The organism is Peribacillus sp., assembly GCF_059453735.1.
In genome coordinates this window covers 1-11,200 of record NZ_JAZVJO010000442.1, presented here as the reverse complement: position 1 = coordinate 11,200, position 11,200 = coordinate 1, and the positions used below count along the sequence as shown (strand labels likewise).

Below are 11,200 nucleotides of genomic sequence, written 5' to 3'. Positions count from 1 at the left end.
TTCATCAAGTACTCCTACACGTTTAACAATCTCGATACTTTTCGTTAAGTCGGTAAGAACATCCCTAATAAAATGTTCATAATTCATCTGTTTACGATTATGCATCAAGATAATCGGCACCTGATACTCAGCAGCGACCTTCGCCATTTCAGGATCCGCTTTTGCTCCCCAAATATCATTGATAATATGAGCCCCAGCCTTAACTGCTTCCCTTGCTACTACAGACTTATAGGTATCCACCGACAGTGTAATATCTAGATTATTCGTTATTGCCTCTATAACAGGCAGGACACGTTCAAGTTCTTGCTGATCGGAAATCCGTTCATAATTTGGTCTGGTTGATTCTCCGCCAATATCGATAATATCAACGCCCTGCTTAACCATCTCTTCAGCCCGTTTTAAAGCTGTATCTACATGATCATATTTCCCTCCATCAGAGAATGAGTCAGGGGTCGCATTTAATATCCCCATAATGATTGTTTTGTTTTGATAATCTAACGTATGTTTTCCGCATTTTATTATTGAGGGCATATTGGCACTCCTCTACGATTAGTCTTATTTATAGTGTACTTATCTTTGATGAGTATTACTAGTGAGCTTTTACATAACTCTCGACTTTCTATATTAGAGATTCTATACCCATAAAAAAAAGCCCCGGAAATTCCGGAGCCTTTTAGTAGAAATTACTCAAAATTATATAATGCTGTACTTAAGTACCGTTCGCCATTACTAGGGATGATCGCAAGTACTTTTTTACCTTTGCCAAGCTCTTTTGCCACTTGAACAGCAGCGCTAATAGCAGCTCCAGAAGAAATCCCACCAAGGATTCCTTCTTCTTTGGCAGCACGGCGTGCGTAATCGAATGCCTCTTCCGTAGTAACGGTAATAACTTGGTCATACATTTCTGTATTTAGGATACTGGGAATAAATCCAGCTCCAATTCCCTGAATTTTATGCGGACCTGGTTTGCCGCCAGAAAGAATCGGTGAATCTGCTGGTTCAACCGCTACAATTTTAATGTTAGGATATTGTTCACGAAGAACTTCACCAGCACCTGTTATCGTTCCCCCAGTACCAATACCGGAAATAAATGCATCTAATTGGTCGCCCATTTGTTCAACAATTTCTTTACCTGTTGTTTCTCTATGAACTTTAGGATTTGCTTCATTTTCGAATTGTTGTGGAACAAAATAGCCATTTTCCTTAGCTAATTCCTCTGCCTTAGCAATCGCACCTTTCATCCCGTCTGGACCAGGTGTTAATACTAATTCTGCTCCGTACGCACGAAGTAAGTTACGACGTTCCACACTCATTGTTTCAGGCATAACTAAGATTGCTTTGTACCCTTTAGAAGCTGCTACCATAGCTAGACCGATTCCTGTATTTCCACTCGTAGGTTCAATAATGGTGTCGCCTTCTTTAAGACTGCCATTTTTTTCGGCTGCCTCGATCATGGCAAGAGCAATACGATCTTTAACGCTGCTCCCTGGGTTCATGTACTCTAACTTCAAAAAGATGTCTGCGCTATTTTCATCATTTAATCTGTTTAATTTCACAATCGGTGTGTGGCCAATTAGTTCAACTACAGAATTTGCTATTCTTGACATGTTCTCCACTCCTAATTCCTACTGATTTTATTGGTTTTATTTTACGTTACATCTTAGCACAGGTTATTGTCAATTTTTTTATACTCATTTACTGTATCTTCTGTTACTTTTACCTCATAAGACAACATGGGCCCAATACTCTATTTTTCACCTTCGTCATAATGCCATTTAACCTTCGATTCTTCCCAGAATAACTTCCCGGTTACCGGCATTTGCATTTGCTCCAGCGCTAGGATGCGATGTATTTGTTTTTTTACGTCAGAAAAGCTGTACTGATGCGCTTCCACTTTTTCATGAAGATAAATAACTGCATACCCATCTGTTATGGTTATTGGTTGACTCCAAGTATGTTCTTTCATCAACTTCACTTCATCAAGGTAGTTCTCAGCTTTCTGACCACTTTCTGCAGTAAGATAGCCTAAATCCCCGCCTTGATTTGCAGTAAATTCATCTAATGATTTCTCCATGGCGAGTACATCAAAGGCAGAACCCTCCCGGAGTTCCTGAATCACTTGATCCGCTTCATTTTTACTTGCTCTCACAATATGAGATACCCGAAAGGATTGCGGGATAGTAAAACGTTGTTTATTTGTTTCATAATACTGTTGTAATACGGGTTGTGGAATGGTTACGTCCTTCGTCAGTATTTCTTCTAGCTGGATGTTAGTTCTTATCTGCTGCTTCCACTCTTCTTCGCTCTTAGTTCCAGAAATACCCTTAGTACTGTAGGTCAATTTCGTGAATAGATATTCTCTTTCTACGTCTTTAGCTGAAATAGACACATTATGCCTCTTAGCATTTTGCTGAATGACCTCAGCGTCTACTAATTCCTCGAGAATTTCTTTTCCATAACGTGATTGTAACTCCGCCTGCCATTTCTCTCTTGTAATGTCCTTCTTTCCAACAGATGCCACAATTTCGTTATCATTGTGTAAGCTAAACGGCTTAATGACATACACCATTAAGGTTACAATATTAAGCAAAACAAGTCCGATAATAATAACTAACAGCTGCTTTTGAGACAACTCCGCATCCCCCATTACACCCTATTATTTGCCTTCTTCAATTAACTCTCTTAACTCCGTCTCCGTGAAATGGTATTGTTCGTTACAAAAATGACATTGAGCTTCTGCTTGGCCATCTGTCTGAATAATGTCCTCTATCTCTTCCTTACCCAAACTAATTAGTGCATTAGCAATTCTTTCTCTTGAACATTCACAGTTGAATTTAACAGGCATTTTTTCTAGGATCTTTACATTGCCCTCTCCTAAGAGTTCATCAAGAATTTGCTCTGGTGTTAACCCTTTTTGAATTAGTTTAGAAATTGGCTCGATAACTGATAGTCTTTGTTCAATCTTTGTAATGACTTCATCATCTGCACCAGGCAATAATTGAATAATAAACCCGCCTGCCGCCAATATTGTATTATCTGGATTCACAAGTACTCCTAAACCTACGGATGACGGTACTTGCTCTGAAGTTACCAGGTAATAGGTGAAATCTTCTCCTAGTTCTCCGGAAACCAATGGAACTTGTCCTGTAAAATTATCCCTCAGTCCAATATCCTTAACAATAGCGAGCGTACCTTCTGTTCCAACTGCACGTTTTACATCTAACTTTCCATGTTCATTTAAATCAAAGTGCGTTTGCGGATTCCCTACGTATCCTCTAACTTCTCCCTTTCCATTGCTGTCAACAAGAATTACGCCTAGAGGACCGCCGCCTTCTATTTTAATCGTCATTTTTTCCTCGCCTTTTAGCATAGCACCGAGCATAACACCTGCTGTCATTGAACGACCAAGTGCTGCAGAGGCAGTCGGCCAAGTTTTGTGTCTTCTTTGTCCTTCACCTACTGTTTCAGTTGTTTTGACGGCATACGCTCTTACTTGACCGTTATAACCTAATGCTTTTACTAAGTAATCATTCATGTTGTTACCCCCATCAATTCTATTTCTTCATTGTTCCCGATTTCTTTTATAGATAAGCATCAGCCCTTTTAATGTTAAAAAAGGATCTACTATATCAATTGCATCCGATTCATTTGAGATTAATCCAGCCATTCCTCCAGTTGCAATTACAGTCGGTTCTGTTTCACTTTGGGTTTTGATCCTCGAGACAATCCCCTCAACTTGTCCGACATACCCATATAAAATACCCGATTGCATGGCAGAAACAGTGTTCTTACCAAGAATACCCTCAGGACGAGCAATTTCTATTCTAGGTAATTTCGCTGCTTTGGTATATAAGGCCTCTGTCGAAATTCCAATTCCGGGAGCGATAGCCCCTCCCATATAATGTTTCATTTCATTTATATAACAATAAGTTGTAGCGGTTCCAAAATCGACAATAATTAATGGACTTCCATACTCATGAATTCCTGCTACAGCATTCACAATCCGGTCTGCACCGACTTCTTTAGGATTGTCATACTTTATATTTAAACCTGTTTTTACTCCTGGACCAACAACGAGCGGTTTCATACCAAAGTACTTAAGACACATGCGCTCCACAGAGAACATAATAGGAGGAACTACGGAAGAAATAATAATTCCATCAATGTCTTCAAAGGATATTCCTTCATGTGCGAAGAGGGATTTAATAACCATCCCATACTCATCTTCCGTTTTATTCCGACTCGTTTCAATTCGCCAATGATATTTCAATGTCTCTTCGCTATATACACCAAGAACTGTATTGGTATTTCCTACGTCTAGTACAAAAATCATCATTTCACACTCCGCCAGATTATTCTCAAACATCATATCATACCGCCATATGGCTTGCCATCTGCAGGACTTTGGCCTTTATTGTTAAATAGAAAACAGGTATTTCCAGAAGGAAATACCTGTTTGCCTTGCTAATTATGATTAGCTTTTTTTATTATCTTCGTTTGAGAACGGTGTGTCTTCTTTAATCGGTTCTGTAGGAATAACTTCCTCAGATCGAACTTCAAGATTTTCCGATCCTCTTTCATCTAACGGGTTAAGAAGCGCTTCTTTTTCTTCCTTCTTAATGTTAATGTTCACTTTTACATCATCGTCTTTTCCCATATTGCCATTAAGGGCTGAATAAGAACGTTTCGGTAATGTTCCATGATCGAAGAGGTGTTTAATTTGTTCTGCATCCAACGTCTCAATTTCAAGCAATGTTTTCGCTATTACATCAAGCTTATCACGTTTTTCAGTGATAATTTTCGTTGCACGAGCGTATGCCTCTTTGATAATGCGTTGAATTTCAAGATCAATTTCATAGGCAATCGCATCTGAATAATTTTGTTCATTATTGAAATCGCGGCCTAAGAATACATTTCCACCCTGTGTAGATCCAAATTGAAGCGGTCCAAGTTTCTCACTCATTCCATATTCAGTGACCATACTACGTGCAATCGCAGTAGCACGCTGGAAGTCATTATGAGCACCCGTGCTGACTTCACCAAAGACTACTTCTTCTGCTACACGTCCGCCTAAAAGACCAGCGATCTTATCAAGAAGTTCAGGTTTAGTCATAAAGAAGCGATCTTCCTTAGGAAGCATAACAGCATAACCGCCGGCCTGACCACGAGGAACAATCGTTACTTTATGAACGATTTCAGCATCATCCAAGACAAGTCCTATGATAGTATGGCCTGCTTCATGGAAAGCAACAATATTACGTTCTTTTTTAGATATAACCTTGCTTTTTTTAGCCGGACCAGCAATTACACGGTCAGAAGCTTCATCAAGATCGGACATATCAATTTTCTTTTTATCTTGTCTAGCCGCTACAAGAGCTGCTTCATTTAAAAGATTTTCAAGATCCGCACCAGAGAAACCTGGTGTACGTTGCGCGATAGCTTTTAGGTCTACACCTTCGGCTAATGGCTTATTACGCGCATGAACTTTTAATACATCTTCACGTCCTCTTACATCAGGACGGCCAACCGTAATCTGGCGGTCAAAACGACCTGGACGTAACAACGCAGGGTCAAGAATATCAGAACGGTTTGTCGCTGCAATAATAATAATGCCTTCATTGCCTGCAAAACCATCCATCTCAACTAGCAATTGGTTCAATGTTTGTTCCCGCTCATCATGACCTCCGCCTAAACCAGCACCACGCTGACGGCCGACTGCATCAATTTCATCAATGAAAATAATACAAGGAGCGTTCTTTTTCGCATTTTCAAACAAATCACGAACCCGGGATGCCCCGACTCCGACAAACATTTCAACAAAATCGGAACCACTGATAGAGAAGAATGGTGTTCCAGCTTCACCAGCTACCGCTCTTGCTAAAAGCGTTTTACCTGTTCCTGGAGGACCTACTAGCAAGACCCCTTTTGGAATACGTGCACCAAGTTCAACAAACTTACGCGGATCTTTCAAGAACTCAACTACCTCAACGAGTTCTTGCTTTTCTTCATCAGCACCAGCTACATCGTTGAAACGGACCTTTTTCTTGTTGTCATCGTATAATTTGGCTTTACTTTTGCCAAAGTTCATGACACGTCCGCCGCCGCCGCCTTGTGCTTGATTAAGTAAGAAGAAGAACAGAATGAAGATGATAACAAAAGGTATAATGGAAGTGAAGAATGTTACCCAGCCGCTTGTTTCTTTAGCTGGAAGCACCTCCAATTTCACATCATTTTTATCAACAGCTTCTTGAATACGTGTTTGATTGCTCTCGCTGTCAGTAATGTACGTCAAGAAAGAATCTTTCTCCTTGGACCCTTTCAACTGACCCTTAACTTCGTATACATACCGCTCGGGCTGCATCGATAAGGAGGCTATCTTTCCACTCTCCAAACTTTGGTAAAAATCATCTTGAGTTATATTCTTAGCAGGTTCATTGTTATTGTTAAAGATGCTCACAATACCGATAATCACTAAGAAAATGAGTAAATAAAATATTGTATTACGGAAGATCCGATTCATCCCTTACCTCCTCCCACGAAAAAACAAACTATAGTAATAAATAGTATCATAGTAAATAATTGAAAGACAATTTTTAGAACTACAATTTATTGTAACCGTATTTACATGATACTAATCTGTTTGTCATCGTTATTTTGTAGTATAAATTTCTGGTTTTAAAACACCAATGTACGGCAGATTACGGTATCTCTCTGCAAAATCCAGACCATATCCGACTACGAAAGCATCAGGTACAATAAAGCCCGTATAATCCGGCTTAATATCGACTTTTCTGCCAGTCGGTTTATCTAACAATGTAACAATTTTAATACTCTTTGCTTTTCGATAACGGAATAATTCAACCAAGTAACTTAACGTCAGACCGCTGTCGATAATATCTTCTATGATTAATATGTCTCGGCCTTCTACAGAAGTATTTAAATCTTTAATGATTTTTACTTCACCGGAAGAAACCGTAGAATTACCATAGCTGGATACATCCATGAAATCCATTTCTAAATGTTCATCGATGCGTTTTAATAAGTCAGCCATAAATGGCAATGCACCTTTTAAAACTCCAATCACCAGCGGAAAACTATTACTATAATCATTCTCCAGCTGTGCTGCTAACTCTTTTATTTTACCTTGAATTTCTTCCTCAGTAATTAACACTTTTTCAATGTCATTTTGCATCGTCATTGTAATTGTTTGCCCCCCAAGAAGATTTAAGCTTTTTTATATTCTAAATAAATGAAAGACGTTTCATTTTGAGTATGTTCAGACTCACGCACCGATTTTTTCAAACCAGGGAGCCAAACAATTTCCCCTGCTTGATCAACCACGACCGGCCAGGTAGTACGTTCCTGCCTGGGAATTTTTTTATCAATAAATATTCCTTTAAGCTTCTTCGTTCCTCCAAGTCCTTTTACAGTCATTCGGTCACCATTTATACGAGTACGTGCGGTAAGCGGAAGACTAACTGACGAAGCAGATAATAGAAAAGTATGGTTTCCATTTAATACGGACATTTCATCTTTTATATAATGTGCTTTAATTATATATCCATTCGGAAGAATTGTCTCACCTGGAACATCTAACTTGATGGAATATTCCGGGCTTTCATTAGTGAAAAACCGAAAAATACCTTTTTGGTATGATTTTTCAACGATAAGTCCGTCAGGGAGATGCAGTTCAGCAGATGGATGAGGATTAGTGAATAACGTTAAAAGCTGGTCTATATGTACAGCTGAAAGCGATGAAGGTCTCTTTATATAAAGATAATTTAATATTAGATGAATCATTCTTCTTTGTAAAGGTTTTGGTACCATCAATAATCTCACAAGATCTATTACTGAACCGTCCATTTTCCTCTCAAGCCAAATACCATTGAGTTCCTTAGCAGCAAGTGACTGCAAGTAGACTTCATCATCTGTTAATTCCTCACTAAATCGTTGAAAGTGCTCATGAACATTTGGGTTTTCTTTTTTTAGAAAGGGCAGCACCACATGTCGAAATCTATTACGGAGATAATCGTTTTTCTCGTTACTCGGGTCCATTCTCGGATCTAACTCATGCTGTTTCACATACGATTCAATTTCAGATCGAGCTGCACATAACAAAGGTCTTGCGAGGCAGCCAGAAGCAAACGGTCGTTTAACAGGGATTCCCGCTCGAGCCTTTTCTGCAGAACCTCTCGTCAGTCTCATTAACATGGTCTCCACTTGATCATCTCCATGGTGCCCCAATACCAACACATCCAGATGATGTTTTTCCATAACCTCTTGAAAGAATGCATATCTTAAATTCCTAGCAGCAAGTTGGGTGCTCTCACCCGAATCATTCATATATGCTGCCACATCTATTTGTTTACCTTCAAAAGGAATGTCCCACTCCTTACATGTCTTTTCAACAAATAAGTAGTCATCATAGGATTCTTTCCCTCGAAACATATGATCTACATGTGCACAAACAATCTGACACTTGAATAATTCCTGCCATGATTTAAGAAGATGCAATAAGACCAAAGAATCTGGTCCTCCTGAAACCCCTACAAGGATGTGAGAACCTTCTGGGATTAACTGATGTGTCTCGATATACTCTATAACTTTTCGTTCAAACATATAATTACCTTCTTTGGTCAAGCTCCTTAGAGCTTATTCTTATCTACGTAGTACCATCGAATTAGTTTCACTTTAATCCATTCTTTACTAACTATATCATAAGAATTGACCATATATATAGAGGACATATAAGAAACAAACAATTGAAACGAGCAGCATTGTCTCAATTAGGCCGCCTCTTCTTCTCTGCACTCTCCCCCTTTTTTTAGTGTGTTTTCTCGTTCTCGTTACAGGAGATTTTTGAGATGATGGAGTTCGAGGTGCCGGTTGTTTTTTTTGATTCTGTAAAATCTCAACAAGATCACTTCTCATCTCTTCCGCACTATTGTAAGTTCCTGATAATGCTTTTTGAAGCAAAGTTCGATATACAGCCAACTCTTTTTTCTGTTTGATCATCTCTACAAGCTGTTTGTAGCCGTCTCCATTTTTAGAAAATCGTACAGGGTAATAAGCATTAATAAAAATCATTGCTACTGCAAATAAATCATAACTGGGTTCAGCCGAACGAGATCCCAGCCCCCAATATCCACGATCAAAGAATTCAGTAAATTCTTTAATGGAACGTCCTATTAATGTCGTACCTCCCACATCAATACAACGAATGGTACAAGAAGGCATCGTAACAATTAGATTTTCCGGCTTTAGGTCCCCAAAGACCCAGCCTTGCTTATGAAGCGAAACAAGACTTGTCAGCAATTGCAGCATGAGAACTCCTGTCCATGAAGGACCTTTCCGATGAATAAATTCGAGAAATCCATCACCTATTATGTATTCCATTGCATAAAAAGATAGAATGCTTTTATTCTTCACCCAATCATCTGCCTCTAATAAAGAAGGCCCAAGGGCAGACCCCTGGACCTTAGAAAAGGCTTTAAGAATGTTCATCTCCGATATAATTGAGACACCGTTATCGCTTATTTTTAAAGCCGCATGCTTATTATTACTTTCAGCAAGATACACAATCCCGTTTGCCCCCTGCCCGAGCTCCTTAATGATGGTATAGGTGTTTTTATTCCATTTCCCTGTAATCTTGCTTCCTGGCAGCAGATTACATTGATTCCTCAAAGTATTGTTCATCATCATTCGATAACAATCCCCTTAATGAACGTTTTTTATTAAAATAAGCAACAGCTTCTTCAATAGCTGGTCCAGTTGGTGTAGTACCTCCTGTTGTAAGCTTAGGGAATATTTTTGTCAGCACCTCAAGCTTTGGCGTCCAATCGACTAGTTTCTCGACATCATGTTTTTTACCTGGGAAAGCAAAAACCGAAAATTGATTATCTCCTTGCCTTGCGTTCATACTTAAAGACAAATCAAGTAAAGAATCTTTCACGATTTCAAGCTTATGTTTCATACTTGCACTCGTATCAACAAGGATGAGCACTTCAAGTTTACTTGTCTCTCCTAACTCATCAACAACCTCCATTACTTCACCACGTTTATCGGGAGGCAAATCCTCCATTGTTGTTGAGCTGCCTAAAATCTGTTGAAGTTCTCGATTAATGACCCCTTGAATCGTTTGCGTCATCGCTTTTCGTGTCACCATCTGCACCGTTTGAGAAAGCTGCTGTGCATAAACAATTTGACTAGCACCGCCTCCTGAACGCGCAATAGACTGTATTTCATTCATTCCCTTTTCATCAATCACATCATTTTCCATAACTCCAATCACATTCACTGTGATTCCTTGTTCATGGGCTCGTGCAGCCATAAAGGCGGGATCAGTTCCCTGATTTGAACAGCCATCTGTAAGCAATAAAATTTGCCTTAATGTACCTGGTTTCATTGTCAATCTCCCCTCTATAAATTTGTTACCATCTTTGACTTAAAAAAAGGGATTTATACGTTAAGAGACTGAAACTTTCAGGCTCGTTTTCGTTTAGGCTGGACAGGGATGGACGCCCATTTTGGTGTATTATGCATGATTTTTGTCACTACAATTGTCATATCATCATCGATCATCCCTTTTACTCGAATCACCTCTTCAAGGATCAGGTCAGCTACTTCCTGAGGGTCTTCTGTCTCAAACTCTTTAATCTTTCGCTTAAGCCAAAATTCAACGTTTTCAATGTGAGTTGGTCCCTCAAACACTCCATCACTCATCATAATTAATAAATCTCCTGCCTTTAAATCCTCGCTTACTACATCAACCTCAAATTCCGGGATAATTCCCATTGGCAGGCTGCTGCTCTCTATCTTTATAATTTTCTCTCCTCGCTTAATAAAACTTGGAATCGAGCAGACTTTTAAAAACTTTGCTTTCGCATCTTGAAGATCGATCATGGCTAAGTCTAAAGTAGAAAAGATCTCATCTGTCGTTCGAAGTGACAGAACCGAATTCACCGACTTAATCGCAATTTTCTCCTCGATTCCTGACATTAAGAACTTCTGAAGCAAGGAAAGCGTTTCTGTGCTCTCAAGATGAGCACGTTCACCATTCCCCATCCCATCACTAATTGCTACCGCATATTTTCCGATACCCAAGTCCATGGTTGTAAAGCTATCACCTGAAACCAGTCCTCCACCTTTCGCCGCATGTGAAACCCCCGTTTCAACAGTGAATTTCTTAGCCGATCGCAGC

At 39.4% G+C, this 11,200-nt stretch carries 11 protein-coding genes; all 11 read right to left on the bottom strand.

Going from position 1 to position 11,200, the window contains the following annotated elements:
• A partial coding sequence (folP, locus tag AC52RT_RS14580) for a dihydropteroate synthase (protein ID WP_495541411.1) occupies positions 1–531 on the bottom strand: 531 nt, incomplete at its 3' end.
• Between the two features lie 152 nt (positions 532–683).
• Positions 684–1,607, bottom strand: a complete 924-nt coding sequence (gene cysK / locus AC52RT_RS14575; protein ID WP_495541410.1) for a cysteine synthase A — start codon at positions 1,605–1,607, stop codon at positions 684–686.
• 140 nt (positions 1,608–1,747) lie between these two features.
• The gene (locus AC52RT_RS14570; RefSeq protein ID WP_495541409.1) at positions 1,748–2,632 is read right to left on the bottom strand and encodes a peptidyl-prolyl cis-trans isomerase; all 885 of its coding nucleotides are present in this window, start codon (positions 2,630–2,632) and stop codon (positions 1,748–1,750) included.
• Positions 2,633–2,656: 24 nt separating this feature from the next.
• A complete protein-coding gene (gene hslO / locus AC52RT_RS14565) occupies positions 2,657–3,535 on the bottom strand; it encodes an Hsp33 family molecular chaperone HslO (RefSeq protein WP_495541408.1) in 879 nt (292 codons plus the stop codon).
• A 27-nt stretch (positions 3,536–3,562) separates the two neighbouring features.
• Positions 3,563–4,336 (bottom strand): type III pantothenate kinase, encoded by a 774-nt coding sequence (locus AC52RT_RS14560; protein ID WP_495541415.1) that lies wholly within the window; start codon positions 4,334–4,336, stop codon positions 3,563–3,565.
• 138 nt (positions 4,337–4,474) lie between these two features.
• Positions 4,475–6,520 (bottom strand): ATP-dependent zinc metalloprotease FtsH, encoded by a 2,046-nt coding sequence (ftsH, locus tag AC52RT_RS14555; protein ID WP_495541407.1) that lies wholly within the window; start codon positions 6,518–6,520, stop codon positions 4,475–4,477.
• A gap of 129 nt (positions 6,521–6,649) precedes the next feature.
• Positions 6,650–7,192: a hypoxanthine phosphoribosyltransferase gene (hpt, locus tag AC52RT_RS14550; protein ID WP_495541414.1), complete on the bottom strand. Its 543-nt coding sequence runs from the start codon at positions 7,190–7,192 to the stop codon at positions 6,650–6,652.
• Positions 7,193–7,224: 32 nt separating this feature from the next.
• Positions 7,225–8,619: a tRNA lysidine(34) synthetase TilS gene (gene tilS / locus AC52RT_RS14545; protein ID WP_495541406.1), complete on the bottom strand. Its 1,395-nt coding sequence runs from the start codon at positions 8,617–8,619 to the stop codon at positions 7,225–7,227.
• A 96-nt stretch (positions 8,620–8,715) separates the two neighbouring features.
• A complete protein-coding gene (prkT, locus tag AC52RT_RS14540) occupies positions 8,716–9,699 on the bottom strand; it encodes a serine/threonine protein kinase PrkT (protein WP_495541413.1) in 984 nt (327 codons plus the stop codon).
• Positions 9,668–10,423 carry a vWA domain-containing protein gene (locus tag AC52RT_RS14535; RefSeq protein WP_495541412.1) on the bottom strand — a complete coding sequence of 252 codons (756 nt, stop codon included), beginning with the start codon at positions 10,421–10,423 and terminating at the stop codon, positions 9,668–9,670. Before AC52RT_RS14535 ends, prkT begins: the two co-directional genes overlap by 32 nt.
• A 59-nt stretch (positions 10,424–10,482) precedes the next feature.
• The coding region (locus tag AC52RT_RS14530; protein ID WP_495541405.1) for a SpoIIE family protein phosphatase at positions 10,483–11,200 on the bottom strand (718 nt) is incomplete at its 5' end.

What these genes read in the sequence shown, in the direction of transcription:
- cysK (WP_495541410.1), bottom strand. Translation starts at nt 1,607, where the DNA reads ATGTCAAGAATAGCAAATTCTGTAGTTGAACTAATTGGCCACACACCG.
- hslO (WP_495541408.1), bottom strand. Translation starts at nt 3,535, where the DNA reads ATGAATGATTACTTAGTAAAAGCATTAGGTTATAACGGTCAAGTAAGA.
- AC52RT_RS14560 (WP_495541415.1), bottom strand. Translation starts at nt 4,336, where the DNA reads ATGATGATTTTTGTACTAGACGTAGGAAATACCAATACAGTTCTTGGT.
- ftsH (WP_495541407.1), bottom strand. Translation starts at nt 6,520, where the DNA reads ATGAATCGGATCTTCCGTAATACAATATTTTATTTACTCATTTTCTTA.
- hpt (WP_495541414.1), bottom strand. Translation starts at nt 7,192, where the DNA reads ATGCAAAATGACATTGAAAAAGTGTTAATTACTGAGGAAGAAATTCAA.
- tilS (WP_495541406.1), bottom strand. Translation starts at nt 8,619, where the DNA reads ATGTTTGAACGAAAAGTTATAGAGTATATCGAGACACATCAGTTAATC.
- prkT (WP_495541413.1), bottom strand. Translation starts at nt 9,699, where the DNA reads ATGATGAACAATACTTTGAGGAATCAATGTAATCTGCTGCCAGGAAGC.